This is a genomic window from Janthinobacterium sp. GW821-FHT03C08 (genome assembly GCF_059420905.1).
Genome location: NZ_JBWKUP010000001.1, coordinates 490,508 through 515,178, shown reverse-complemented (window position 1 = coordinate 515,178; position 24,671 = coordinate 490,508). Strand labels below are relative to the sequence as shown.

Genomic DNA, 24,671 nt, shown 5'->3' with positions numbered 1-24,671 from the left:
AATCGTTTTTTGTATCGTATTATCTGTTCATCGCGCTGCGCTGCTGCGCACATCACCGACATGGGAGACACATCATGTACGCACAAATGGTTGAAACCGGCCTCAAAAATGTCCGTTCCATCGACGACATGGGGCAGGAAGAACGCGCGTTCCAGGCGCGCATCGACGAAGGCATCAAGATTGAGGCCAAGGACTGGATGCCGGACGCCTACCGCAAGACCCTGATCCGCCAGATTTCGCAGCATGCGCATTCGGAAATCGTCGGTCAGTTGCCTGAAGGTAACTGGGTCACGCGCGCCCCCACCCTGAAACGCAAATCGATCCTGCTGGCGAAGATCCAGGATGAAGCGGGCCACGGCCTGTACCTGTATAGCGCCGCGGAAACCCTGGGCGTCTCGCGCGACGACTTGCTCGCTGCCTTGCACTCGGGCAAAGCCAAGTATTCCAGCATCTTCAACTATCCCACCCTGTCGTGGGCCGACATGGGCGCCATCGGCTGGCTGGTCGACGGTTCCGCCATCATCAACCAGATTCCCCTGTGCCGCTGCTCGTACGGTCCGTATGCGCGTGCCATGATCCGCGTCTGCAAGGAAGAATCGTTCCATGCGCGCCAGGGCTACGACATCATGATGTCCCTGTGCAAGGGCACGCCGGCGCAGAAAGCCATGGCGCAGGATGCCTTGAACCGCTGGTGGTGGCCGTCGCTGATGATGTTCGGCCCGTCCGACGCCGCTTCCGTCAACAGCGCCCAGTCGGCGCAATGGCGCATCAAGCTGTTCTCGAACGACGAATTGCGCCAGCGCATGGTCGACCAGACCGTGCCGCAAATCGAATACCTGGGCCTGACCGTGCCCGATCCCGACCTGAAATTCAATGCCGAAACGGGCCACTATGAATTCGGCGAGATCGACTGGTCCGAGTTCAACAATGTCCTGAAGGGCAACGGCCCGTGCAACCGCGAGCGCCTGCAAACCCGCGTCAAGGCATATGAGGACGGCGCATGGTTCCGCGATGCGCTCGTCGCCTACGCCGACAAGCAAGCCGCAGTCAAAGCGGCAGCGTAAATATACATAAGATAGGGGAGAGCAACATGAGCAAAGAATGGCCATTGTGGGAAGTTTTCATCCGCAGCCAGCACGGCCTGGCGCACAAGCATGTGGGCAGCCTGCACGCCTCCGACGCCACCATGGCGGTCAACCATGCGCGCGACGTCTACACGCGCCGCAATGAAGGCGTGAGCATCTGGGTGGTGCGCGCGGCCGACATCGTCGCCAGCAGCCCCGGCGACAAGGGCGCCCTGTTCGAGCCGTCGAACAGCAAGGTGTACCGCCATCCCACCTTCTTCCCGATGCCGGAAGAAGTCAAGAACCTGTGATGGGAGCGCCGGCAATGGATGACAAAGTTAACTACTTGCTGCGCCTGGGCGACAATGCCCTGATCCTCAGCCAGCAGCTGTCGCAGCTGTGCGGCAAGGGACCGGCGCTGGAAGAAGACATGGCGCTGACCAACGTGGCGCTGGACTTGCTGGGCCAGACGCGCCTGTGGTTCAGCTATGCGGCCGAACTGGAAAACGCGGGCCGCGACGAGGACGACATCGCCTTCTTGCGCGACGCCCACGACTTCAAGAACTGCCTGCTGGTCGAGCAGCCGAACGGCAATTACGCCGACACCATGATGCGCCAGTTCTTCTTTGACAGCTGGCACTACTTCCAGCTGCTGGAATTGGCGAAATCGACGGACGCGCGCATCGTCGAAGTGGCGCAAAAATCGATCAAGGAAGTCACGTACCACCTGCGCCGCAGCGGTGACCTGATCGTGCGCCTCGGCGACGGCACGGCGGAGAGCCATGCCAAGACGCAGGCCGCAGCCGACAAGCTGTGGATGTACACGGGCGAGATGTTCAAGTATGACGCCGTCGACCAGGCCATGGTCGCCGCAGGCGTTGCGCCGCCATCGGATATCCTGCGCCAGGCTTTCCTGGAACACGTAGCCGAAATCTTCGCCGAAGCCACTCTCGCCATGCCGGCGCCCGACGCCTGGATGCAAAAGGGCGGCAAGCAGGGCACGCACACGGAGCACCTGGGTTTTATCCTGGCCGAGATGCAGTTCCTGCAGCGCGCCTATCCCGGGGCGGAGTGGTAATGAACACGGCCGGTGGCGCCGCGGCGCTGGATGCGGCCCAGGTCTGGGCCTGGCTGGGCGACGTGCCCGACCCGGAAATCCCCGTCATTTCGGTGGTGGACCTGGGCATCGTGCGCGCCGTCGAAGTCACCGGGGGCGACGCCTGCACCGTGACGATCACGCCCACCTATTCGGGCTGCCCGGCCATGCAGGTCATCGCCGACGCCGTCACGGATGCCTTGCGCAGCCATGGCGTGGAGAAGGTGACCTTGGTGAACCAGCTCGCGCCCGCCTGGACCACGGACTGGATGAGCGAGACGGGCAAGGCCAAGCTGAAAGGCTATGGCATCGCCCCGCCGCAGCAGCAGGTGATCGACATCAGCGGTTTGCGTGGTGGCGTCAAGCGCCAGGCCATGCCGAAGCTGGACGTGATCTGCCCGAACTGCGGTTCCACGCATACGCAGCTGACCAGCCAGTTCGGCTCCACGCCGTGCAAGGCGCTGTACAAATGCCTGGCTTGCCGCGAACCGTTTGATTACTTCAAGTGCCACTAAAAAAACCAGGCACACGTTCCGAAGAAACTGGAGATGAAGCATGAGTAAATTTTATCCGCTGTCCGTGGCCAACGTGCGCAACGAAACGCGCGACACCATCGCCGTCACGTTCGACGTGCCGGCGGAACTGCAGCAGCAGTTCCGCTTCCAGCAGGGCCAGCACCTGACCCTGCGCGCCCATATCAATGCGGAAGACGTGCGCCGCTCGTATTCCATCTGTTCCGCGGTGCAGGACGGCACCCTGCGCGTGGCCATCAAGCGCACCCCCGGCGGGGCTTTTTCCACCTGGGCCAACGATACGCTCAAGGCTGGCGCCACCATCGATGTGATGCCGCCCATGGGCCACTTCAACGTGCCGCTCGACTGCGTCAACCGCAAGCACTACCTGGCGTTTGCCGCCGGCAGCGGCATCACGCCCATCCTCTCCATCATCAAGACGACCCTGCTGACGGAACCCCTGAGCCGCTTCACCCTGTTCTATGGCAACCGCGCATCGTCGTCCGTCATCTTCAAGGAAGAATTGACGGACTTGAAGGATGTGTACCTGGAGCGCTTGAACCTCGTGTACGTGATGAGCCGCGAACAGCAGGATATCGAGTTGTTCAACGGCCGCATCACGCAGGAAAAATGCGAACAGTTCCTGCAGCACTGGATCAAGGTCGAAGACTACGACAACGCGTTTATTTGCGGCCCGGAAGACATGATGCTGGGCGTGTCCGCCGCCCTGCAGGCGGCCGGCATGCCCAAGCAGAACATCAAGATCGAACTGTTCGCCGCCAGCATCCCGAAAAACGCCCACAAGCCGCGCGCCCAGCTGGCCTCCGATGCCGTGCAGGAAACGGAAGTGACCGTCATCCTGGATGGCAACCACACCACCTTCACGATGGACAAGGACAAGGAATCCATCCTCGACGCGGGACTGCGGCAGGGCATCGACATGCGCTACTCGTGCAAGGGTGGCGTATGCTCGACCTGCCGCTGCAAGATCCTCGACGGCAAAGTCGAAATGGACGTCAACTACGCGCTGGAAGACTATGAAGTGGCGCGCGGTTTCGTCCTCAGCTGCCAGAGTTTTCCATTGACCGACAAGGTGGTGGTCGATTTCGACCAGGCTGAATAGTCGCAAACCCCAAACAACATCTGGGGTCGGACCTTAAGGTCCGACCCTGGCAGTGGCACCTGGGTTAAAAATAAACGTATACGAGACACGCCATGACCTATCAAAACATCCTCTTCACCATCGAGCAGGGTATCGCGACGCTCACCCTGAACCGTCCCGACAAGCTCAATAGCTTCACGCAAGCCATGCACGAGGAAGTGCGCGACGCGCTGGCGAAAGTCAATGCCGACAACACCGTGCGCGTGTTCGTGCTGACAGGCGCTGGCCGCGGATTTTGCGCGGGCCAGGACTTGTCCGACCGCGCCGTGGAGCCAGGCTCGAAGGGCGTGGACCTGGGCGAGTCCGTGGAAAAGAACTATGCGCCGCTGGTGCTGGCCTTGAAAGCCTTGGCTATGCCCGTGATCTGCGCCGTCAATGGCGTGGCTGCCGGCGCGGGCGCCAACCTGGCGCTGGCTTGCGACATCGTCATTGCCAGCAAGTCGGCCAGCTTCGTGGAAGTGTTCTGCAAGCTGGGCCTGATTCCGGACACGGGCGGCACCTTCTTCCTGCCGCGCCTGATCGGTTCCGCGCGCGCGATGGGCCTGGCCATGCTGGGTGAAAAACTGACGGCAGAAAAGGCGGAAGACTGGGGCCTGATCTGGAAATGCGTGGACGATGCCGATCTGGCGCAGGAAGCGCGCAAGCTGGCCGTGCACTTCTCTACGGCACCGACCAAGGGCCTGGCTTACACCAAGCAGGCGCTGGCCGCCAGCGGTGCGAATACCCTGCCGCAGCAGCTGGCGCTGGAAGCGCGCATGATGAGCGATCTCGGTAACAGCGACGATTACCGCGAAGGCGTGGCCGCCTTCATGGAAAAGCGCGCACCGCAATTCAAGGGACACTGATATGACTGCATTGGCAAAGAACAGTATCGTCGCCGTCATCGGCAGCGGCGCCATGGGCGCCGGCATCGCGCAGGTGGCGGCTGCCGCCGGCTACAGAGTCAAACTGTACGACACGCGGGCGGAAGCGGTCAGCAAGGCTTTGCTTGATATCGGCAAGATGTATGCGAAGCTGGCCGAAAAGGGCCGCATGGCGCTGGACGAAGCGGCGGCCGCCACGGCGCGCCTGCAGGCGGCCGGCAGCCTGGCCGACGTGAGCGACGCTGCCCTGGTGGTGGAAGCCATCGTGGAAAACCTCGACGTCAAGCGCGGCCTGTTCGCCGAACTGGAAGCGCTGGTGGCCGACGACTGCATCCTGGCGACGAACACCTCGTCGATCTCCGTCACGGCCATCGCCGCCAAGCTGCGCCGCCCGGAACGCCTGGTCGGCATGCACTTCTTTAATCCCGTGCCCCTGATGGCGCTGGTGGAAGTGATCAGTGGCTTGGCTAGCAGTGAACAAGTCGCCGCCACCGTGTACGACACCTCTATCGCCTGGGGCAAGAACCCCGTGCATGCGAAATCGACGCCGGGCTTCATCGTCAACAGGGTCGCCCGTCCGTTTTACGCGGAAGGCTGGCGCCTGTTGAACGAGCAGGCGGGCGACGCCGCCACCATCGATGCCGTGCTGCGCGAAGCGGGCGGTTTCCGCATGGGCCCGTTCGAATTGATGGATCTGATCGGCCACGACGTCAATTTCTCCGTCACGCAGTCCGTGTTCGGCGCCTACTTCAACGACCCGCGCTTCACGCCGTCCGTGCTGCAGCAGGAAATGGTCAACGCCGGTTTCCTGGGCCGCAAATCGGGCCGCGGCTTCTACCTGTACGGCGAAGGCGCAGCTGCCCCTGTGGCGCAGGCGGAAAGCGTGCAAGCGACCCCGGAATTCGTCGCCCTGTCGGCGGCCATCGGCGGCGATGGCCGTGGCCACAGCGGCATCATCCGCAGCCTGGTGCAGCGGCTGGAACAGGCGGGCGTCACCGTCAGCCGCCGCGTGACGCAGGAAGGCCAGGCGCATGACGAGGCACCGGCCCTGCATTGCCATGGCGCCGCGATTTATCTGACCGATGGGCGCAGCGCCACCCAGCGCGCGCACGACAACCAGCATCCGGACACGGTGCTGTTCGACCTGGCGCTCGATTACGCCAGTGCAAAACGCATCGCCGTGGCCCGTGCCGACCAGTGCAGCGACGACGCCTATGCGGCCGTCGTCGGCCTGTTCCAGGCGGCCGGTTTTATCGTCACGCGCCTGGACGACGTGCCTGGCCTGGCCGTCATGCGCACGGTCGCCATGCTGGCCAACGAAGCGGCCGACGCCGTCAACCAGGGCGTGTGCACGGCGGATGCCGTCGATATCGCCATGCAGAAGGGCGTCAATTATCCGCGCGGACCGCTGGCCTGGGCCGATGCGGTAGGCGTTCAACAGATCGTGACCGTGCTGCACCACTTGGCGCAAGGCTATGGCGAAGACCGCTACCGGGTCTCGCCGCTGCTGCGCCGCAAACTCGCCAATGGAGCACCGTTTCATGCATAAGGAAGACCAATTTCACGCTGCCCAGGCTTTGGCCGAAGCGGCCGCCGCCTCCATGCTGTCGCGCGATAACGCCACCGCCGCCATGGGCATCGCCCTGGCCGACGTGGGTCCCGGCCATGCGCGCATGACGATGACGGTGCGCGCCGACATGCTCAATGGCCACCAGACCTGCCATGGCGGTTTCATTTTTGCCCTGGCCGACAGCGCCTTCGCCTTTGCCTGCAACAGCTACAACATGAACACCGTGGGCGCCGGCTGCACCATCGACTACCTGGCGCCAGGCCGCGAAGGCGACGTGCTGACGGCGCACGCCGTCGAGCAGGCGCTGGCGGGCAAGAGCGGCGTCTATGACGTCAAGGTCAGCAACCAGGAAGGCCGCGCCATCGCGCTCTTCCGAGGCAAGTCGATCCGCGTGGCGGGCGAAGTCATTAGCGGTTGAGCAGCACAAGAGCAGGTTTGAACTGCCGCAGCCGATTTGAAAAATTGAAGAACCGATTAGGAGACAGAAATGGTCCAACGCTATCCCGCCCCGAATGACCTCGAGCCGATCGAGCGCGCCAGCAAGGATGAACTGCAGGCGCTGCAGCTCGAACGCATGAAATGGACGCTCAAGCACGCGTATGACAACGTGCCCCATTACCGTGCCGCTTTTGACGAAGCGGGCGTGCATCCGGACGATCTCAAATCCTTGTCCGATCTTTCCAAATTTCCGTTCACCGATAAAAAAGTCTTGCGCGACAATTATCCGTTCGGCCTGTTCGCCGTGCCGCGCGAGCAGGTGGTGCGCATCCACGCCTCGAGCGGTACCACGGGCAAGGCCACGGTGGTCGGCTACACGCAGAACGACATCGACACCTGGGCCAACGTGGTGGCGCGCTCGATCCGCGCCGGCGGCGGCCGCGCGGGCGACATGGTGCATATCTCCTATGGCTACGGCCTGTTCACGGGCGGCCTGGGCGCGCATTATGGTGCCGAGCGCCTGGGTTGCACGGTCATTCCCATGTCCGGCGGGCAGACGGAAAAGCAGGTGCAGCTGATCCAGGATTTCAAGCCATCGATCATCATGGTCACGCCGTCCTACATGCTCAACATCATCGAGGAATTCACGCGCCAGGGCCTGGACCCGGCCGAGTCTTCGCTAAAGGTGGGTATCTTCGGCGCCGAGCCGTGGACCGACGCCATGCGCTCGGAAATCGAGGCGCGCGCCGGCATCGACGCCGTCGACATCTACGGCCTGTCCGAAGTGATGGGACCTGGCGTGGCGTCCGAATGCATCGAGAGCAAGGACGGTCCCGTCATCTGGGAAGACCATTTCTACCCGGAGATCATCGACCCGGAAACGGGCGAAGTTCTGCCGGACGGCGCGGAGGGCGAACTGGTGTTTACCTCGTTGTCGAAAGAGGCGCTGCCCATCATCCGCTACCGCACGCGCGACCTGACCCGATTGCTGCCGCCGACCTCGCGGGCCATGCGCCGCATCGGCAAGATCACGGGCCGCTCGGACGACATGTTGATCATCCGCGGCGTGAACGTCTTCCCCACGCAGATCGAGGAACTGATCCTCAAGATGCCGCGCCTGTCGCCGCAATACCAGCTGGTGGTCACGCGCGACGGCCACCTGGACAAGCTCGAAGTGGTGGCCGAACTGCGCATCGACCTGACATCCACCATCTCTGCCAGCGAAACGGACGCCCTGGCGCGCGAACTGGAGCACCGCATCAAGACCCACGTGGGCGTGAGCACGCGCGTGCGCCTGGTGGCCGCTTCCGGCATCGAACGCACACTGACGGGCAAGGCCCGCCGCGTGATCGACCAGCGCCCGAAGATCTTCTCCTGATAGACGACCATACAGAATAAGGACTACCATGAACGAAGCTTTTATCTGTGACGCCGTGCGCACGCCCTTCGGCCGCTACGGCGGCGCCCTTTCCAGCGTGCGTGCCGACGACCTGGGCGCGCTGCCGATCGCCGCCCTGATCGCCCGCAACCCCTCCGTCGACTGGTCCGCCATCGACGACGTGTTCTACGGCTGCGCCAACCAGGCGGGCGAGGACAACCGCAATGTGGGCCGCATGGCTGCGCTGCTGGCCGGCTTGCCGGCGGCCGTGCCGGGCAACACCATCAACCGCCTGTGCGGCTCCAGCCTGGACGCCGTGGGCATGGCGGCCCGCTCCATCAAGGCTGGCGAGGCGGAACTGATCATCGCCGGCGGCGTGGAAAGCATGACGCGCGCGCCTTTCGTCATGGGCAAGGCCGACAGCGCCTTCTCGCGCGCGGCGAAAATCGAGGACACGACCCTGGGCTGGCGCTTCGTGAACGGCAAGATGAAGGCGCAGTACGGCATCGACACCATGCCGGAGACGGCGGAAAACGTGGCCGTGGAATTTGGCATCAGCCGCGCCGACCAGGATGCGCTCGCCCTGCGCAGCCAGCAGCGCTGGGCCGCCGCCCATGCGGCCGGCGTGTTCGAGCACGAAATCGTGCCCGTTGCCGTGCCGCAGAAGAAGGGTGATCCGAAGATGGTCACCAGCGACGAACATCCGCGTCCCGACACCTCGCTGGAGATGCTGGCCAGGCTCAAGGGCGTGGTCAAGCCTGATGGCACCGTCACGGCCGGCAATGCCTCGGGCCTGAACGATGGCGCCTGCGCCATCCTGCTGGCATCCGCCGCCGCCGTGGAAAAATACAAACTGAAGGCCCGCGCGAAAGTGCTGGGCATGGCTACGGCCGGCCTGGCACCGCGCATCATGGGCTTTGGCCCGTCGCCGGCCTCGCGCAAGGTGCTGGCGCAGACGGGTCTCACCATCGAGCAGATGGACGTGATCGAACTCAATGAGGCATTTGCCGCGCAGGCGCTGGCCGTCACGCGCGACCTGGGCCTGGCCGACGATGCCGCCCACGTGAACCCGAATGGCGGCGCGATCGCCATCGGCCACCCGCTGGGCGCATCGGGTGCGCGCCTGGTGATGGCCGCGCTGAACCAGCTGGAACGCACGGGCGGGCGCTATGCGCTGTGCACCATGTGCATCGGCGTGGGGCAGGGGATCGCCGTGGTGATTGAACGCGTATAAAAGCCGTAGATAGTTAAATAATAAAAAACCAAGGTGCAAGATAGCACCATCCAATTTGACCGTAGTGCCAACCTGGTGGAGACCACAATGATTGCCAATATCTTCAAGAAAACCCTGATCGCCGGCGTGCTGGCCATGTCCGCCGCGGGCGCATATGCGGCCGATAACATCAAGATCGGTTCCGTGCTGTCCGTCACGGGACCGGCTGCCTTCCTGGGCGATCCGGAGCTGAAAACCCTGCAGCTGTATATCGAGAAGATCAACGCGGCCGGCGGCGTCCTGGGACGCAAGCTGGAACTGGTGCACTACGACGACGGCAGCGATGCGGCCAAGGCCAACGGTTTCACGAAACGCCTGATCGAGTCGGACAAGGTCGATGTGCTGATCGGCGGCACCACCACCGGTGCGACGATGGCGATGGCACCGCTGGTGGACCGCGCCAGCATGCCCTTCATTTCGCTGGCGGGCGCCGTGGTGATCATTGATCCGGTCAAGAAATGGGTCTTCAAGACGCCGCACACGGATCGCATGGCGGCCGAGAAGGTGTTCGAGGACATGAAGAAGCGCGGCATCAGCAAGGTGGGCCTGCTGTCGGAAACGAGCGGCTTCGGTGCCTCGGGACGCAAGGAATCGCAGATCGTCGCCTCCAAATACGGCATTACCCTGGTGGCCGATGAAACCTACGGTCCGAAGGATACGGACATCACGGCACAGCTGACCCGCATCAAGAATACCAAGGGCGTGCAAGCCGTCTTCGTCTTCGGCCTGGGCCAAGGCCCGGCCGTCGTCACCAAGAACTACGGCCAGCTGGGCATGGCCGCGCTACCGCTGTACCAGTCGCATGGCGTGGCCTCCGACGAGTACCTGAAATTGTCGGGCAAGTCCGCCGAAGGCGTGCGCTTGCCGACGCCGGCCCTGCTGATCGGCGCCATGCTGCCGGACAGCGACGCGCAAAAGGCCGTCGTCGTCGGCTACGACAAAACGTACAAGGAGCGCTACAAGATCGATCCGTCGACCTTTGGCGGCTATGCGCTCGACGCCCTGAACCTGTCGGTCGACGCCATCAAGCGCGCCGGCGGCACGGACCGCGAAAAAGTGCGCGCGGCGCTGGAGTCGACCAAGGGTTTTGTCGGCACCACGGGCGTGTTCAACATGTCGGCCAAGGATCACATGGGCCTGGACCTGTCGGCATTCCGCATGGTCGAAGTGAAGAACGGCGAATGGCAATTGTCTAAATAAGTTCGAGTAGGTAAGCCGGAAGTACCTGCGCGAGGCCGCCCTCGATGGCGGCCCGCGCATCGCCGAACATAATGGAGACACCATGGAAGTCGCTCAATTTCTACAATTTCTGTATTCCGGGATGACGGTCGGTTCCGCCTACGCGCTGGCGGCGCTGGGCTTTACCATCATCTACAACACCAGTGGCGTCATCAACTTCGCCCAGGGCGAGTTCATCATGCTGGGCGGGATGCTGGCCGCTGTCATGTCGGCCGCCGGCGTGCCGCTGCCGCTGGCCATCATCCTGGCTGTCATCGCCACCGGTCTGGTGGGCCTGCTGATGGAAAAAACCGTGATCGAACCGGCGCAGAACGCGCAGGTCATCACCCTGCTGATCATCACCATCGGCGCCTCGCTCGTGCTGCGCGGCCTGGTGCAGATCTGGCTGGGCAAGGATACGCATTCGCTACCGGCCTTTTCCGGCGATGCGCCGATCGAATTTTTAGGTGCCAGCCTGCTGCCGCAAAGCCTGTGGGTGCTGGGCGTGACCGTCGTCATCGTGCTGGTGCTGGGCTGGTTCTTTGGCCGCACCCTGATGGGCAAGGCCATGCTGGCCACCTCGCACAACAAGCTGGCCGCGCAGCTGGTGGGCATCAACACGCGCAAGGTGCTGCTGTTCTCGTTCGGCCTGTCGGCCCTGCTGGGCGCGGCGGGCGGCATCCTCGTCGCCCCCATCACGTATACCTCGTATGACGCGGGCATCATGCTGGGCCTGAAAGGCTTTGTCGCCGCCGTCCTCGGCGGCCTCGGTGGCGGCGCGGGCGCCATTGCCGGCGGCCTGATCCTCGGCATCGCCGAAGCCATGACGGCTGGCTACATCTCCTCGGCCTACAAGGACGCGGTACCGTTCGTGCTGATTTTATTGATCCTGTTCTTCCTGCCGCAAGGCTTGTTTGGCGCCAAAAATTCGGAGCGTGTATGACCAACTTTTTTACACGCTCGCGCCACGGCGGCTTGCTGGTGCTGGCGCTGGTGCTGGCCATCCTGCCCCTGTTCCTGAGCAACGCGTTTTATTATGACGTGGCGATCCGCATCGCCCTGAACGCCATCGTCGTCATCGGCCTGAACCTGTTGATGGGCTACACGGGCCAGATCAGCCTCGGCCACGCGGGTTTCTACGGCCTGGGCGCGTATGCGTCGGCCGTGCTGACCACGCACTACGGCTGGCCGCCGCTGGCAGCCCTGGCCGCTGGCGCCGTTGCCACGGGCTTGCTGGCGCTGCTGCTGGCGCGCCCCGTGCTGAAACTGAAGGGCCATACCCTGGCCATGGCGACCCTGGGCCTGGGCATCATCATCTCCATCGTCATCAACAACGAGACGCAATGGACGGGCGGCCCGGACGGCATCGGCGTCTCCGCCTTCAGTGTCGCCGGCCTGGAAATCGCCGGTGAAAAATCATGGTATCTGGTGTGCGCCGTGCTGCTGTTGCTGGTGACTTGGCTGGCCCTGAACCTGATCGATTCACCCGTCGGCCGCGCGCTGCAGGCCATCCACGGCTCGGAAGTGGCGGCCCGCGTGGTGGGTGTCGATACGACCCGCTTCAAGGTGCGCGTGTTCGTGCTGTCGGCCGTCATCGCCAGCATCGCGGGCAGCGTCAGCGCCCATTACATCGGCTTCATCACGCCCAACCTGGCCGGCTTCTTCCACTCGATCGAGCTGGTGACGATGGTCGTAGTGGGCGGCATGGCGTCGATCTTCGGCTCCATCATCGGCGCGGCCCTGCTGACGATTTTGCCGCAGCTGCTGTCCAGCTTTGAAGGCTGGGAAACGGTGGTGTTTGGCGTGATCCTGATGGCCACCATGATCTTCATGCCCAAGGGCCTGGTACCGAGCCTGGCCAGCCGTTCGCGCAAGCGGGCCGCCGCGCCGAAGGCGCCCGTCAAAGCTGAGCAGGAGGTGTGAGATGCTGACGATTAAGAACCTGAGCAAGAGCTTCGGCGGCGTGCACGCCGTGCAGGATGTCAGCTTTACCGTCAAGGAAGGCAATATCCACTCCGTGATCGGGCCGAACGGCGCCGGCAAGACGACCCTGTTCAACCTGATCACGGGCGTCTACACGCCGAGCAAGGGCGAGATTTTGCTCAATGGCGAGAACGTGGCGGCCATGCCGCCCGATGCGCTGGCGCGGCGAGGCATGAGCCGCACCTTCCAGAACCTGCAGGTGTGCATGAACATGACGGCCATCGACAATGTGATGGTGGGCGCGCACCTGCGCCTGAACCAGAACCTGTTCGCTTCCATGCTGCGTTTGCCGTCCGTGCGCCGCGCCGATGCGGCATGCCGCGACGAGGCTGCGGGCCTGATGGAATTCGTCGGCGTCGGCCGCCATGTGGATGACGAGGCGGGGCAGATGTCGTATGGCGCGCTGAAACGCCTGGAAATCGCGCGCGCGCTGGCCGCCAAGCCGAAGGTGCTGCTGCTCGATGAACCGGCGGCGGGCCTGAACCACACGGAGACGGGCGAAATCGAAGCCCTGATCCGCAAGGTGGCGCAATCGGGCGTGACGGTGGTGCTGGTCGAGCATGACATGAAACTGGTGATGAATCTGTCGGACCATATCCTGGTGCTCGACTATGGCAAGAAGCTGGCCGAAGGGACCGCCGCCGAAGTGCGCGCCAATCCCGACGTGGTGGCGGCGTATCTGGGAGTGGCGGCATGATGAAGATGGAAAAACCTCAGACACCGCTGGTGCTCGATATACAGGGACTGACCAGCCATTACGGCCGCATCCAGGCCCTGCACGGCATAGCCCTGCAGGTGCGCCAGGGCCAGCTGGTGGCGCTGGTGGGCGCGAACGGCGCGGGCAAGACGACTCTGCTGCGGGCCATCTCCGGCGTGCAGCCGATCAGCGCCGGCAGCATCGCCTTCGCCGGCCAGGATGTCAGCCGCATGAGCGCCGACAGGCGCGTGCGCAGCGGCATTTGCCAGGTGCCGGAGGGGCGGCAAGTGTTCGGCCCCATGACGGTGGAAGACAACCTGCGCCTGGGCGCGTTCACCCGCCCGCCGCAGGACGTGGCGGGCGACATGGAGCGCATGTACGGCCTGTTTCCGATTTTGAAGGAAAAGCGCCTGCTGCTGGCCGGAACCCTTTCTGGCGGGCAGCAGCAGATGCTGGCCATGGCGCGCGCGCTGATGGGCCGCCCGCAACTGCTGCTGCTTGACGAACCGAGCATGGGACTGGCGCCGCTCCTGATCGCGGAAATTTTCCGCATCGTGGCCGAGCTGCGCGACCAGGGCATCACCATCTTCCTCGTCGAGCAGAACGCGCATGCCGCCCTGTCGATCGCCGACGTGGGCTATGTGATCGAGACGGGCGCCATCACCCTGTCCGGCCCAGGTCCCGAATTGCTGCATAACGAGCAGGTGCAGAGCGCGTACCTGGGTATGTGAAGACAGCAGCGGAGGGCCGGGGTCAGACCCGCCGGGACTCGGCGTCCCCGTCTGACCCCAGTTTTCCGCTGCGTCTGGTAATAGCGTGCATGGCGCGCAGATGAATAGGAGCTTGTATGGTCAAAGTCTACGAAATCAACGGCGTCACCCCCGTCGTCCACCCCAGCGCCTACGTGCACCCGTCGGCCGTGCTGATCGGCGACGTGATCGTCGGTCCGCGCTGCTATATCGGCCCGCTGGCCTCGATCCGCGGCGACTTCGGCCGATTGATCCTGGAAGAGGGGGCCAATCTGCAGGATACCTGCGTCATGCACGGCTTCCCAGGCTGCGACACGGTGGTCGAAGTCGATGGCCACATCGGCCATGGCGCCGTGCTGCACGGCTGCCGCATCGGCCGCAATGCGCTCGTCGGCATGAACGCGGTGGTGATGGACAACGCCATCATCGGCGAGGAATCCATCGTCGCCGCCATGAGTTTCGTCAAGGCTGGCATGATCATCGCGCCGCGCAGCATGGTGGTGGGCACGCCGGCCAAGGTGATACGTTCCTTGAGCGACGATGAAATCAAATGGAAAAGCTCGGGCACGGGCCAGTACCACGAACTTGCCGTGCGCTCCATGCAGACGATGCGCGAAGTGGAAGCCCTGACGGAAGTCGAGGCGAACCGCCAGCGCCTGAATTTTGAATCCGCCTTGCCGCTGCATTTGCACAAGAACGCAGCAGCGCAGTAAACCAACATAGGAGTAAACCACATGGCTCACATATCCACCCTGCAAAGCCTGATCGCCGGCCGCTGGCTGGGCGACAGCGCCGCCGTTCCCCTGCACAGCGCCCTGAACAACCGCGTCATCTATCACACGCATGCGGAAAAGATCGACTTCGACGAAGCCGTCACGTATGCGCGCAAGACCGGCGTGCCTGGCTTGATGGCGCTCGACTTCCAGCAGCGCGCCGCGCGCCTGAAGGCGCTGGCCCTGTACCTGGTCGAGCGGAAGGAAGAACTGTATGCGATCTCGCACCTGTCGGGCGCCACGCGCGCCGACAGCTGGGTCGATATCGAAGGCGGCACGGGAACCCTGTTCGCCTACGCCAGCATGGGCAGCAACGAGCTGCCGTCGTCGAACGTCCTGCACGAAGGCCCGGCCATCGCGCTGGGCAAGAAGGGCGGCTTCGCCGGCACGCACATCCTGGTGCCGCGCGGCGGCCTGGCCGTACACATCAACGCCTTCAATTTCCCCATTTGGGGCCTGCTGGAAAAATTCGCGCCCAGCTTCCTGGCGGCCATGCCCTGCATCGCCAAGCCGGCCACGGCGACGAGCTACCTGACGCAGGCCGTTGTGCGCATGATGCACGAATCGGGCTTGCTGCCGGCCGGCAGTCTGCAGCTGGTGATCGGTTCCACGGGCGACTTGCTGGACCGCCTGAATGGCCAGGATTTCGTGACGTTTACGGGATCGGCCGCCACGGCCGCCAAGCTGCGCACCAATCCGAACCTGATCGCCAACTCCGTGCCCTTCAATGGCGAAGCCGATTCGCTCAATTGCGCCATCCTGGCGCCGGATGTCACGCCCGACGACGTGGAATTCGACCTCTTCGTCAAGGAAGTCGTGCGCGAGATGACGGGCAAGTCGGGCCAGAAATGCACGGCCATCCGCCGCATCATCGTACCGGAGCACCTGATGGACGCCGTCGGCACGCGCCTGCGCGAGCGCCTGGCCAAGGTGGTGGTGGGCGACCCGTCCATCGAAGGCGTGCGCATGGGCGCGCTGGCCTCGAAAGAGCAGCAGAACGACGTGGCCGAGCGTGTCGCCACCCTATCGCAGGGCAACGAGGTGGTGTTCGGCGCGGCCGACGGTTTTAGTCCTTTAGGCGATGGCGCGTCGGATGGCAGCTTCTTCTCGCCGACCCTGCTGCTGTGCCGCGACGCATTCGGCAACGATGCCGTGCATGACGTGGAAGCGTTCGGCCCCGTCAGCACCATGATGGGCTACAACGATATAGACGAGGCGCTGGCCCTGGCCGCGCGCGGCAAGGGCAGCCTGGTGAGCACCCTGGTGACGCGCGATCCGAAGATCGCCGCGCGCGTGGTGCCGCAAGTGGCGGCCACGCATGGCCGCGTGCACGTGCTCGAGCGCGTGGCCTCCGTCGATTCGACGGGCCATGGCTCGCCCCTGCCGCAGCTGAAGCACGGCGGCCCTGGCCGCGCGGGCGGCGGCGAAGAGCTGGGTGGCGTGCGCGCCGTGCGCCACTACCTGCAACGGGCGGCCGTGCAAGGCTCGCCGACCATGCTGGCGGCCATCACGGGCGAATACGTGCGCGGCGCGGACGTCAATGAAAGCCCGATCCACCCGTTCCGCAAGCACTTCGAGGACTTGAAGACGGGCGACTCGCTGCTCACGCACCGCCGCACCGTCAGCGAAGCGGACATCGTCGCCTTTGGCGGCATCTCGGGTGATTTCTTCTACATGCACTTCGACGAAATCGCCGCGAAGGAATCGCAGTTCGGCAAGCGCATCGCCCACGGCTACTTCGTGCTGTCGGCCGCCGCCGGCCTGTTCGTATCGCCCGGCGTCGGCCCAGTGCTGGCCAACTATGGCCTGGACAACCTGCGCTTCGTCGCCCCCGTCGCCATCGGCGATACCATCCGCGCGCGCCTGACGTGCAAGCGCAAGGTCGACCGCAACCGCAAGGACGTGTTTGGCGTGGGCCAGGGCGTGGTCGCGTGGGACGTGCAGGTGACGAACCAGAACGAGGAACTGGTGGCCAGCTACGACATCCTGACCCTCGTTTCCAAGCGCGAGTAAGGCACACTGGCAGGACAGGATGGACCGGCGCCGCCTGCGATGTACGCGTGGGCGGCGTATTTTTTTGGAGAGACAGCATGAGCAAGGCAGACGAACAACCTTCCATCGCCGCGCAGGCGCAATTGGCCCTGAGCGCCAGCGATGCCGTGGCCGCCATCGCCAACGGCAACCTGGGCGCCGTCGACTACATGCATACGCTGCTGGCACAGGCCCGCGCGCAAGCGGGCTTGAACAGCCTGATCACCTTGAATGCGGATGCCGCGCTGGCCGCCGCCGCGCGTGTCGATGCGGCGCGCGCGGCGGGCCAGCCTTTGCCGCCGCTGGCGGGCTTGCCCATCGTTGTCAAAGATAATATCGACACGCATGGCATGCCGACGAGCGCCGGCACGCCGGCCCTGCGCGACTGGTATCCGCCGGCGAATGCGCCCGGCGTGCAGCGCCTGCTGGACGCTGGCGCCATCGTGCTGGGCAAGGCGAACCTGCACGAGCTGGCGTTTGGCGCCACCAGCACGAATTTTTCCAGTTTTGCCGGACATGTCAAAAATCCGTATGACAGCGCGCGCATTCCGGGCGGTTCTTCCGGCGGCACGGCGGCCGCGGTCGCCGCGCGCATCGCGCCGGCAGGCCTGGGCACGGATACGGGTGGCTCCACGCGCGTGCCGGCCGCCCTGTGCGGCATCGTGGGCTTGCGTCCGTCCGTGGGCGATGGCGGTAGTCAGCGCCGCTACGATTCCGACGGCACGGTACCCATCAGCCATACGCGCGATACGCTGGGCCCGATGGCGCGCACGGTGGCCGACGTGGCCCTGCTCGACAGCGTGCTGTCCGGCCTTCCCGTGCCCTCGCCGGAGCCGCTGGCAGGCCTGCGTTTCGGCGTGCCGGCCGCCTTCTGGCAGCCGCTGGACGCCGACGTGGCGGCCGTCATGGCGCAAGCCAGGGAAACCCTGGCGCAGGCGGGTGTGGTGCTGGTCGATATCGGCATGGAAGACGTGATGGCGGCGAACGGCAAGGTGTCGTTCCCGCTGGCGTTGCACGAGCCGCGCCAGGCGATTCCCGCCTACCTGGCAGCCGGCGGCGCGCAGCTCACGCTGGACGACATCGCCGCGCAGGTGGCTAGCCCCGACGTGCGGCATGCGTTTGGCGCCATCCTGGGCGATGCGTTTGGGGCGGCGTACCCTGACGCCCTGCTGGTGCAGCGGCCCCGCTTGCAAGCCTTGTACCGCGATTATTTTGCGCGGCACCGGCTGGACGTCATCTTTTTCCCCACCACGCCCGTGTGCGCCGTGGCCATTGATGGCGTGCAGGGTTCGTCGGTCATCGCGGTGGCGGACGGCGCGCCTGGTGACGCGTTTACTACCCTGATCCGCAATACGGACCCGGCCAGCAACGCGGGCATTCCCGGTTTGTCCTTGCCTGCCGGTATGACAGCTGCAGGATTGCCGGTGGGGATGGAGATCGATGGACTGCTGGGCAGCGACAGCCGCTTGCTGGCCATCGGTCTGTCGCTGGAGGCGCTGTTCGGCCCCTTGCCGGCACCGCCGGCGTGCGTCTGAAGGCCTAAGAAGCACACTGGCGCGCCGGGCAGGGCGCCAGGGTTTCTTGTTGGCTGAATTATCCATAAGTGTATGAAAAATATAGGCAAAGTGTGGTTTTGCACGGCGTGCTATTTAGATAAACCCCTCTAGAACGCGTGCTTTTTCCTTGAAAACAGGCGAAATCGCGTATTGCCAGCAGAAAACTTTCCAAAGCAAAACCTTTTCTCTGTAGCATGTTTTTACTCACTGGTCACACGCCATGCAGACCTCACGGGGCGCTGGCGGTGCAAAAAACGGACCCGGCCTGTCACGGCTGGTGAACCCCCGACCTCGAGTCACACTCCACGATTACTGTTCACCGTTACGGGTATTTAATTACTATGAATAAACACGTCCTGATTTTCATGCTGGCCATGCCCCTGGCCATCAGCCACGCGTATGCGGAAGAAGTCGACGGCCCCGCCGTCAAGATCAGCGGTTACGGCACGGCCGCGCTGACCGTGGCCGACACGGACAATGCGCAGTTTGCGCGCCCGAACCAGGCCAGCGGCGCGGGCCGCACGGCACGCACGGGCGTCGATTCCAATGTGGGTTTGCAGGCAAACGTCACCGTCAATCCCTGGCTGTCGGCCACCGTGCAGGGACTGGCACGCAAGGATGGCGAAAATGACTTCGGCGCCGAACTGGCGTGGGCCTTTGCCAAGGCCAAGGTGTCGGATAGCTTCAGCGTGCGCGTCGGCCGCATGGGCCTGCCCGTCTTCATGATTTCCGACTACCGCAACGTGGGCTATGCCAACACCATGCTGCGCCCGCCCGGCGAAATGTATTCGCAAGTGCCCCTGAACAGCATCGACGGCATCGACGGCACCTACCAGTTCAGCGCGGGCGACACGAGCGTCACGACGCAGCTGGCGCTGGGCCGCACCAAGGCCACGCTGGCCACGGGTCCCGATTCGACCGTGCACGTGGAAGGCAAGTCCATCGTCGCCCTCAACGTGGTGGCCGAACACGGCCCCGTCACCGTGCGCTTCGGCCGAGCCGAGACCAGGCTGACCATCGATGATTCGCCCAGCCTGAATACCCTGATGGGCAGCCTGCGCGCGGCCGGCAGCGGCTACCGGATCGCCCAGCTGGGCGCCCTGGCCGATACGCTGGAAGTGAAGGACAAGAAGGCGTCGTTTACCTCCGTCGGTCTGGGCCTGGACTGGAACAGCGTGCTGCTGCAGTCCGAATATGCGAAGCGCAAGACGGACAGCTATGTCAGCGACAGCACCTCGTGGTACGTGATGGGCGGCTATCGCATGGGCGCCTTCCTGCCTTACTACAGCCACGCCAGCCTGAAGGCCGATGGCCGCGTGAACAACACGGTGCCGGCAAGCTGCCCGGCCGGCTATCCCGCCGCCTGCACGCCGACCCTGCGCGCCCTGTCGGCCGGCGTCGACACCCTGGCTTACACGCGCAACCAGCTGGAACAAACGACGGACAGCATCGGCGTGCGCTGGGATTTTCATCGTTCGGCCGCGTTGAAGGTGCAGATCGACCGCATCAAGCCAAAGAATGGCCCGGGCCTGTTCGTGCAGGCCAAGCCGGGCTTCCATGGTCCCGTCACGGTGGCCGCCGCCGCCATCGATTTTGTTTTCTAAGGAGCCCCGCATGAAACCCATTATTTTTGCGGCTGCCGTGCTGGCCTTGTCGAGCGCCGTTCCCGCCATGGCCGAAGTGGTCGTGGTGGTCAATGCCAAGAGCGCCGCCGGCGCCATGACGAATGAACAGGTGGCGCAGTTCTTCCTCGGTAAATCGACGGCCATGACGCCGATCGACCAGCCGGAAAGCGCTCCCGTGCGTGCCGAGTTCTACAAGAAGGTGACGGACAAGGAACCGTCGCAGGCCAAGGCCCTGTGGTCCAAGCTGGTCTTCACGGGCAAGGCCACCCTGCCGAAGGAAGTGGCCAATAGCGCGGAGGTGAAGAAGGCTGTTGCCGCCGATCCGAAAGCCATCGGCTATATCGAAAAGGGCGCCGTCGACGCCAGCGTCAAGGTGGTGCTGACGACGCCGTAAGGTCACGCCGCGATGCACATACTCATAACAATCAGGAGACAGCAATGAGCATCAAACGCAAGATCTGGGCGCTGCCTGTCGTCTCGGCCGTGATCTTCGGGCTGGGCCTGGCCGTCAGCGCCTATCTGTCGACGGCCGCGCTCAATTCCATCCATGCCACGGAAAGCGCCGACTATCCCGTGCTCGACCTGGCCAAGTCCTTGACGCTGGACGTGGCCGCCGTCGGCGATGCCTTGCGCGACGCCGTCAGCGAGGGCGACAAGGAACGCATCGCCCAGGTCGACGGCCAGGCCGTCAAGCTGCGCGCAAAGCTGGCCGACTTCGCGGCCATACCCGGCCAGCGCGAGCGCGGCGCGCGGCTGGCCAAGGCGTTCGATGCCTACTATGCGCCGGCACTGGGCGCGGCGCGCATCATGCTGGAGATGGAAGAGGGCGACCCGCAGGCGACCGTGGCGCGCATGCAGGCTGCGCTGGCCGTGCTCAATGGCGACCTGGCGAAGACCAACGAACAGGCGCAAATGCAGTTCAAGCAGGGCATCGAGAACAGCGCGGCGAATGTGCGCAATGCGCTCAATACCAGCGTCGCCGTGGCGCTGGCTGTCATCGTCTGCCTGGTGGCCGTGTCGCACTTCGTCGTGCGCGCCATCTGGCAGCAGCTCGGGGGCGAACCCGAATATGCGCGCCAGATCGCCCGCGCCGTGGCCGATGGCGACCTCTCCATGCAGATCGTCACCGAGGCGGGCGACCAGGCCAGCCTGCTGGCGGCGTTGCAGGACATGCGCGGCAAGCTGGCCAGCATGGTGTCCGGCATCAAGGCTTCGGCCGAAACCATCCAGGTGGCCAGCGCGGAAATCGCCCAGGGCAATGCGGACCTGGCGGCGCGCACGGAATCGCAGGCGGGCAGTCTGGACCAGACGGCGCGCAGCATGGACAGCCTGACTTCCACCGTGCGCGACAACGCGGCCAACGCGGGCCAGGCGCACGAGCTGGTGGTGTCGGCGTCGTCGGTGGCCGTGAAGGGCGGGCAAGTGGTCAGTCAGGTGGTGACCACCATGGGCGAGATCAACGCTTCTTCCAAGCGCATCGTCGACATCATCGGCGTCATCGACGGCATCGCTTTCCAGACGAATATCCTGGCCTTGAATGCGGCAGTGGAAGCGGCGCGCGCGGGGGAGCAGGGGCGCGGCTTTGCCGTGGTGGCGTCCGAAGTACGCAACCTGGCGCAGCGCAGCGCCGCCGCCGCGCGCGAGATCAAGCAATTGATCGGCGACTCGGTGGCCAAGGTAGGCGTCGGTTCTAAGCTGGTCGACGAGGCGGGGCTGACCATGGGCCAGATCGTCGATTCCGTGAAAAAGGTGGCCGACATCATGGCCGAGATCAGCGCCGCCAGCCAGGCGCAGAGCGCCGGCATCGGTGATATCGGCGTGGCCATCGGCAGCATGGACCAGATGACGCAGCAAAATTCTGCTCTGGTGGAAGAAGCGTCGGCGGCGGCCGAATCGCTGCAGGAACAGGCCGTGCAGCTGGGCACGGCGCTGGCCGTGTTCAAGCTGACGCCGGCCGGTGCGCCAGCGATCACCAGCGCGCCGGCGCTGCGGCGGCTTGCGTTGGCGCAGGCCGCTTAAGCCTGCAAGCCGAACGGGTCGTCGATATTGTGCGCCGGTTCGGTGAACCAGCGCGGACCGTTTTCCGTCATGTAGAAATGGTCTTCATGGCGGATGCCGAATTCGCCGGGGATGCAGATCATCGGCTCGTTCGAGAAGCACATGCCCACGTCCAGCGGCGTGGTGTCATTGCCGACCAGGTAAGGCCATTCGTGGATATCGAGGCCGATGCCGTGGCCCGTGCGGTGCGGCAGGCCCGGCAGCTTGTAGCCGGGGCCGAAGCCGTCCGACGCCAAAGAGACGCGGGCGGCGCGGTCCACGTCGCCGCACGGCACGCCCAGCCGGGCGGCGGCAAACGCCGCGGCCTGCGCTGCCTTTTCGCTGTTCCACACGGAGCGCTGGCGCTCGCTGATGGCGCCAAACACATAGGTGCGCGTGATGTCGGAAATGTAGTTCATCACCTGGCAACCCGTGTCGATCAGCACCGTGTCACCCGCCTTCAGGGTCTGCACGTAGTTCACGCCGTGCGGATAGGCGGTCGCTTCGCCGAACAGCACGATACAGAAATAGGAGCGGGGCGCGCCCACCTTGCGGTGCGCGCGCTGGATGAATTCTTCCACTTCCACCGTCGTGATGCCCTCATATAGCATGCTGGCCGTGGCCACGTGCACGGCCAGGGTCATGTCCATCACGCGCTGCATGAGGGCGATCTCCGCCGCGGACTTGCGGCTGCGGCAGTACGCCGTGACGGCGCGGGCGTTTTCCAGCGCATAGCCGGGCGCCAGCGGCCGGATGCCGTCGTAGATGAAGAAGGAGGCACTTTCGCAGATGCCCACGCGCGGCGGCGTGGCCGCGTCCTGGGTAATGCCCATGCGCGCCAGCACATCGACGAACAACTGATACGGGCTTTCATGCTCTTCCCAGCAATTGACCTTGCCTTCGATGATCATGAAGCCCGTGAGGGTGCTTTCCTCGAAGGCGGGCGCGATGTATTCGATATCGCCGCTGGCCGGCAGGATGGCGCCCACCATGCGTTCGCTGGCATACCATTTGGTGCCCGTGAAATAGGTGAGGTTGGATCCCGCGTTCAGATAGATCGCGGCGATGCCCTGCTGGCGCATGAATGCCTGCGCCTTGGCGATGCGCTGCGCGTGTTCGTCCTTGCCGATGGCGACCATGCCGGACGTCATGTCCGACAGCGATGCCAATGCCTGTTCGATGGAAGTGCCACCTATGCTCATGCCTGCTCCTTGTTCGATGCGTGATGCCGATGCGTGTTACGGAAAGTCGCATGATATCAGTTTGCGCCTTTCGGCTTGAGGCCGGGCGCCCCGCCGGCGGCATCGGGCGGGGCCAGCACCAGGTCGTGCGGATAGGTGAACTGCCAGTCCGCATAGCGCTGCTTGCGGCGCAGGCCGGCGTCTTCATCGAGGAAGTTGTCCTGCTTGATGGGCTGTTGCGGCGACAGCGAGTGGATGCCGACGATGCGTCCTTCCTGGCGCAGCAGCCCCCATTCCGCCTTGCCCGTGATGGGGTCCGCATACACGCGGCGCAGATGGCGCCGGGCGTTGGCGAAACGCGGATCTTTCAGCAGTTCCTGCAGGGTCAGCGGGTAGCGCGGGCGGCCGTCGCCCGGCGTGCTGTCGTAGTAGCGGCCCAGCGCATTGCGGAATTCGTGGCCGATGAACAGCAGCTCGCGCTCCCTGTCGCGTCGCGCGGCCGTGGCAAACAGTTCGTTGGCCACGACCAGGCCCACGCCCATGAAGGCCACCAGCAGCAGGGTCCAGACGTATGCAAATCCCCGCGCACGGCGTCGAAAACTAGAGCTGTTCAAACGGGATGCCCTCGCGCGTCTTGCCCTTGGCGCCACTGCGCACGTCGGCCACGCCGCTGATTTCGCCATTTGGCGACGGCACCAGCTGCCAGGTGGCGGACGACTCCGTGACGGGGTCCATGGGCACGCTGCGGAAATAATGATGGGTGACCAGGTCGGCCAGCGCGGCCGGATACTCGCCCTTGTCGGCATAGTATTTATCCAGGCCGCTCCTGAGCACCTGCAGGTTTTCCTTCAGGGCGACCTCCTTCGACTTTTCCACCGAACCGAAATAGCGGGGAATGGCGATCGTCAGCAGCAGCGAAATGATGGCCAGCACCACCAGCAGTTCGACCAGGGTAAAGCCGCGCCGCGGGCTTATCGTATGCATGGCCGTCACCATTGATTGAGGGGCACGCCGTTCAGGCCCGCCTTGGTCGAGCGCGAGGCGACGTCGAACACGTCCTCGCCTTCGCTGGGATTGTCGGGCGGCGAGGCGTAGGCGCGCTTGCTCCAGCTGTCGGCCGCGCTGCCTTCTTCCCTGGGCTGGAACGGGTCGCGCGGCAGGCGGCGCAGGAAATAGATGTTCTGTTTCGACGGGCTGCGCTGGTCGGGCACGCCTTCGACCAGCTCATCGAGCTTCTTCGGATAGCCGGAAGCGCCCAGCGACAGCTTGATGCGGCCATTGTCGGAAGCGCGCTTGTAGGCATCAATGGCCTCGCGGATCTCGATCAGGGCACTGCGCAATGCGTGTTCCTTCGCCCTTTGCTGCGCCACCTGCGCCATCGGCACCGCGACCGTGGCCAGGGTCGCCATGATCGCCAGGGTGATCATCAGCTCGATGAAGGTAAAGCCGCGCGGTTTCATGGGCC

General features: G+C 64.4%; 25 protein-coding genes. 21 read left to right on the top strand and 4 right to left on the bottom strand.

Annotated elements, in window-relative coordinates; translation table 11 throughout:
* Nucleotides 1–74: 74 nt before the first annotated feature.
* The 21 genes from paaA (at nucleotide 75) to AC07VL_RS02255 (ending at nucleotide 22,007) form a co-directional block, all read left to right on the top strand.
* Entirely contained in the window at nucleotides 75–1,064 is a 990-nt protein-coding gene (paaA, locus tag AC07VL_RS02355) for a 1,2-phenylacetyl-CoA epoxidase subunit PaaA (protein WP_494804433.1), read from the top strand.
* A gap of 26 nt (nucleotides 1,065–1,090) precedes the next feature.
* Nucleotides 1,091–1,375 carry a 1,2-phenylacetyl-CoA epoxidase subunit PaaB gene (gene paaB, locus AC07VL_RS02350; RefSeq protein ID WP_034746356.1) on the top strand — a complete coding sequence of 95 codons (285 nt, stop codon included), beginning with the start codon at nucleotides 1,091–1,093 and terminating at the stop codon, nucleotides 1,373–1,375.
* Nucleotides 1,376–1,389: 14 nt separating this feature from the next.
* Nucleotides 1,390–2,142 carry a 1,2-phenylacetyl-CoA epoxidase subunit PaaC gene (gene paaC / locus AC07VL_RS02345; RefSeq protein ID WP_494804432.1) on the top strand — a complete coding sequence of 251 codons (753 nt, stop codon included), beginning with the start codon at nucleotides 1,390–1,392 and terminating at the stop codon, nucleotides 2,140–2,142.
* On the top strand, nucleotides 2,142–2,675 hold the full coding sequence (gene paaD, locus AC07VL_RS02340; protein WP_494804431.1) for a 1,2-phenylacetyl-CoA epoxidase subunit PaaD: 534 nt from the start codon (nucleotides 2,142–2,144) through the stop codon (nucleotides 2,673–2,675). Before paaC ends, paaD begins: the two co-directional genes overlap by 1 nt.
* 40 nt (nucleotides 2,676–2,715) lie before the next feature.
* On the top strand, nucleotides 2,716–3,795 hold the full coding sequence (gene paaE, locus AC07VL_RS02335; protein ID WP_494804430.1) for a 1,2-phenylacetyl-CoA epoxidase subunit PaaE: 1,080 nt from the start codon (nucleotides 2,716–2,718) through the stop codon (nucleotides 3,793–3,795).
* 92 nt (nucleotides 3,796–3,887) lie between these two features.
* Complete coding sequence (gene paaG, locus AC07VL_RS02330; RefSeq protein WP_494804429.1) at nucleotides 3,888–4,679, top strand: 2-(1,2-epoxy-1,2-dihydrophenyl)acetyl-CoA isomerase PaaG; 792 nt, start codon at nucleotides 3,888–3,890, stop codon at nucleotides 4,677–4,679.
* 1 nt (nucleotide 4,680) lies between these two features.
* On the top strand, nucleotides 4,681–6,246 hold the full coding sequence (gene paaH / locus AC07VL_RS02325) for a 3-hydroxyacyl-CoA dehydrogenase PaaH (protein WP_494804428.1): 1,566 nt from the start codon (nucleotides 4,681–4,683) through the stop codon (nucleotides 6,244–6,246).
* Entirely contained in the window at nucleotides 6,239–6,685 is a 447-nt protein-coding gene (paaI, locus tag AC07VL_RS02320; protein ID WP_494804427.1) for a hydroxyphenylacetyl-CoA thioesterase PaaI, read from the top strand. Before paaH ends, paaI begins: the two co-directional genes overlap by 8 nt.
* Nucleotides 6,686–6,754: 69 nt before the next feature.
* A complete protein-coding gene (gene paaK, locus AC07VL_RS02315; protein ID WP_494804426.1) occupies nucleotides 6,755–8,083 on the top strand; it encodes a phenylacetate--CoA ligase PaaK in 1,329 nt (442 codons plus the stop codon).
* Nucleotides 8,084–8,111: 28 nt separating this feature from the next.
* Entirely contained in the window at nucleotides 8,112–9,317 is a 1,206-nt protein-coding gene (gene pcaF / locus AC07VL_RS02310) for a 3-oxoadipyl-CoA thiolase (protein ID WP_494804425.1), read from the top strand.
* 87 nt (nucleotides 9,318–9,404) lie between these two features.
* Entirely contained in the window at nucleotides 9,405–10,556 is a 1,152-nt protein-coding gene (locus AC07VL_RS02305; RefSeq protein ID WP_092796544.1) for an ABC transporter substrate-binding protein, read from the top strand.
* Nucleotides 10,557–10,638: 82 nt separating this feature from the next.
* Nucleotides 10,639–11,517: a branched-chain amino acid ABC transporter permease gene (locus AC07VL_RS02300; protein ID WP_046684305.1), complete on the top strand. Its 879-nt coding sequence runs from the start codon at nucleotides 10,639–10,641 to the stop codon at nucleotides 11,515–11,517.
* On the top strand, nucleotides 11,514–12,497 hold the full coding sequence (locus AC07VL_RS02295) for a branched-chain amino acid ABC transporter permease (RefSeq protein WP_494804424.1): 984 nt from the start codon (nucleotides 11,514–11,516) through the stop codon (nucleotides 12,495–12,497). The genes AC07VL_RS02300 and AC07VL_RS02295 overlap by 4 nt, the downstream gene beginning before the upstream one ends.
* A gap of 1 nt (nucleotide 12,498) precedes the next feature.
* Complete coding sequence (locus AC07VL_RS02290) at nucleotides 12,499–13,254, top strand: ABC transporter ATP-binding protein (RefSeq protein WP_314626212.1); 756 nt, start codon at nucleotides 12,499–12,501, stop codon at nucleotides 13,252–13,254.
* Nucleotides 13,254–13,985 (top strand): ABC transporter ATP-binding protein, encoded by a 732-nt coding sequence (locus AC07VL_RS02285; RefSeq protein ID WP_290603171.1) that lies wholly within the window; start codon nucleotides 13,254–13,256, stop codon nucleotides 13,983–13,985. The genes AC07VL_RS02290 and AC07VL_RS02285 overlap by 1 nt, the downstream gene beginning before the upstream one ends.
* Before the next feature lie 116 nt (nucleotides 13,986–14,101).
* Nucleotides 14,102–14,716 (top strand): phenylacetic acid degradation protein PaaY, encoded by a 615-nt coding sequence (gene paaY, locus AC07VL_RS02280; protein WP_494804423.1) that lies wholly within the window; start codon nucleotides 14,102–14,104, stop codon nucleotides 14,714–14,716.
* Nucleotides 14,717–14,737: 21 nt separating this feature from the next.
* Nucleotides 14,738–16,789 carry a phenylacetic acid degradation bifunctional protein PaaZ gene (gene paaZ / locus AC07VL_RS02275; RefSeq protein WP_494804422.1) on the top strand — a complete coding sequence of 684 codons (2,052 nt, stop codon included), beginning with the start codon at nucleotides 14,738–14,740 and terminating at the stop codon, nucleotides 16,787–16,789.
* A 77-nt stretch (nucleotides 16,790–16,866) separates the two neighbouring features.
* Nucleotides 16,867–18,342: an indoleacetamide hydrolase gene (iaaH, locus tag AC07VL_RS02270; RefSeq protein ID WP_494804421.1), complete on the top strand. Its 1,476-nt coding sequence runs from the start codon at nucleotides 16,867–16,869 to the stop codon at nucleotides 18,340–18,342.
* Between the two features lie 362 nt (nucleotides 18,343–18,704).
* Complete coding sequence (locus AC07VL_RS02265; protein WP_494804420.1) at nucleotides 18,705–19,967, top strand: hypothetical protein; 1,263 nt, start codon at nucleotides 18,705–18,707, stop codon at nucleotides 19,965–19,967.
* Between the two features lie 10 nt (nucleotides 19,968–19,977).
* A complete protein-coding gene (locus tag AC07VL_RS02260) occupies nucleotides 19,978–20,382 on the top strand; it encodes a type 2 periplasmic-binding domain-containing protein (RefSeq protein WP_494804419.1) in 405 nt (134 codons plus the stop codon).
* Between the two features lie 44 nt (nucleotides 20,383–20,426).
* Nucleotides 20,427–22,007, top strand: a complete 1,581-nt coding sequence (locus AC07VL_RS02255) for a methyl-accepting chemotaxis protein (RefSeq protein ID WP_494804418.1) — start codon at nucleotides 20,427–20,429, stop codon at nucleotides 22,005–22,007.
* Here the strand turns inward: AC07VL_RS02255 and AC07VL_RS02250 are convergent.
* The 4 genes from AC07VL_RS02250 to AC07VL_RS02235 are packed head-to-tail and all read right to left on the bottom strand — an operon-like array spanning nucleotide 22,004 to nucleotide 24,666.
* Nucleotides 22,004–23,227 carry a M24 family metallopeptidase gene (locus AC07VL_RS02250; RefSeq protein ID WP_494804417.1) on the bottom strand — a complete coding sequence of 408 codons (1,224 nt, stop codon included), beginning with the start codon at nucleotides 23,225–23,227 and terminating at the stop codon, nucleotides 22,004–22,006. The genes AC07VL_RS02255 and AC07VL_RS02250 overlap by 4 nt on opposite strands.
* Nucleotides 23,228–23,283: 56 nt before the next feature.
* Entirely contained in the window at nucleotides 23,284–23,820 is a 537-nt protein-coding gene (locus AC07VL_RS02245) for a type II secretion system protein (protein ID WP_494804416.1), read from the bottom strand.
* Entirely contained in the window at nucleotides 23,807–24,190 is a 384-nt protein-coding gene (locus AC07VL_RS02240) for a type IV pilin protein (protein ID WP_494804415.1), read from the bottom strand. The genes AC07VL_RS02245 and AC07VL_RS02240 overlap by 14 nt, the downstream gene beginning before the upstream one ends.
* A gap of 5 nt (nucleotides 24,191–24,195) precedes the next feature.
* Nucleotides 24,196–24,666 (bottom strand): type II secretion system protein, encoded by a 471-nt coding sequence (locus tag AC07VL_RS02235; RefSeq protein WP_494804414.1) that lies wholly within the window; start codon nucleotides 24,664–24,666, stop codon nucleotides 24,196–24,198.
* Between the last annotated feature and the right edge of the window lie 5 nt (nucleotides 24,667–24,671).

Excerpts from the sequence above, each read along its gene's own strand:
- paaA (WP_494804433.1), top strand. The coding sequence starts at position 75 with ATGTACGCACAAATGGTTGAAACCGGCCTCAAAAATGTCCGTTCCATC.
- paaB (WP_034746356.1), top strand. The coding sequence starts at position 1,091 with ATGAGCAAAGAATGGCCATTGTGGGAAGTTTTCATCCGCAGCCAGCAC.
- paaC (WP_494804432.1), top strand. The coding sequence starts at position 1,390 with ATGGATGACAAAGTTAACTACTTGCTGCGCCTGGGCGACAATGCCCTG.
- paaD (WP_494804431.1), top strand. The coding sequence starts at position 2,142 with ATGAACACGGCCGGTGGCGCCGCGGCGCTGGATGCGGCCCAGGTCTGG.
- paaE (WP_494804430.1), top strand. The coding sequence starts at position 2,716 with ATGAGTAAATTTTATCCGCTGTCCGTGGCCAACGTGCGCAACGAAACG.
- paaG (WP_494804429.1), top strand. The coding sequence starts at position 3,888 with ATGACCTATCAAAACATCCTCTTCACCATCGAGCAGGGTATCGCGACG.
- paaH (WP_494804428.1), top strand. The coding sequence starts at position 4,681 with ATGACTGCATTGGCAAAGAACAGTATCGTCGCCGTCATCGGCAGCGGC.
- paaI (WP_494804427.1), top strand. The coding sequence starts at position 6,239 with ATGCATAAGGAAGACCAATTTCACGCTGCCCAGGCTTTGGCCGAAGCG.
- paaK (WP_494804426.1), top strand. The coding sequence starts at position 6,755 with ATGGTCCAACGCTATCCCGCCCCGAATGACCTCGAGCCGATCGAGCGC.
- pcaF (WP_494804425.1), top strand. The coding sequence starts at position 8,112 with ATGAACGAAGCTTTTATCTGTGACGCCGTGCGCACGCCCTTCGGCCGC.
- AC07VL_RS02305 (WP_092796544.1), top strand. The coding sequence starts at position 9,405 with ATGATTGCCAATATCTTCAAGAAAACCCTGATCGCCGGCGTGCTGGCC.
- AC07VL_RS02300 (WP_046684305.1), top strand. The coding sequence starts at position 10,639 with ATGGAAGTCGCTCAATTTCTACAATTTCTGTATTCCGGGATGACGGTC.
- AC07VL_RS02295 (WP_494804424.1), top strand. The coding sequence starts at position 11,514 with ATGACCAACTTTTTTACACGCTCGCGCCACGGCGGCTTGCTGGTGCTG.
- AC07VL_RS02290 (WP_314626212.1), top strand. The coding sequence starts at position 12,499 with ATGCTGACGATTAAGAACCTGAGCAAGAGCTTCGGCGGCGTGCACGCC.
- AC07VL_RS02285 (WP_290603171.1), top strand. The coding sequence starts at position 13,254 with ATGAAGATGGAAAAACCTCAGACACCGCTGGTGCTCGATATACAGGGA.
- paaY (WP_494804423.1), top strand. The coding sequence starts at position 14,102 with ATGGTCAAAGTCTACGAAATCAACGGCGTCACCCCCGTCGTCCACCCC.
- paaZ (WP_494804422.1), top strand. The coding sequence starts at position 14,738 with ATGGCTCACATATCCACCCTGCAAAGCCTGATCGCCGGCCGCTGGCTG.
- iaaH (WP_494804421.1), top strand. The coding sequence starts at position 16,867 with ATGAGCAAGGCAGACGAACAACCTTCCATCGCCGCGCAGGCGCAATTG.
- AC07VL_RS02265 (WP_494804420.1), top strand. The coding sequence starts at position 18,705 with ATGAATAAACACGTCCTGATTTTCATGCTGGCCATGCCCCTGGCCATC.
- AC07VL_RS02260 (WP_494804419.1), top strand. The coding sequence starts at position 19,978 with ATGAAACCCATTATTTTTGCGGCTGCCGTGCTGGCCTTGTCGAGCGCC.
- AC07VL_RS02255 (WP_494804418.1), top strand. The coding sequence starts at position 20,427 with ATGAGCATCAAACGCAAGATCTGGGCGCTGCCTGTCGTCTCGGCCGTG.
- AC07VL_RS02250 (WP_494804417.1), bottom strand. The coding sequence starts at position 23,227 with ATGAGCATAGGTGGCACTTCCATCGAACAGGCATTGGCATCGCTGTCG.
- AC07VL_RS02240 (WP_494804415.1), bottom strand. The coding sequence starts at position 24,190 with ATGCATACGATAAGCCCGCGGCGCGGCTTTACCCTGGTCGAACTGCTG.
- AC07VL_RS02235 (WP_494804414.1), bottom strand. The coding sequence starts at position 24,666 with ATGAAACCGCGCGGCTTTACCTTCATCGAGCTGATGATCACCCTGGCG.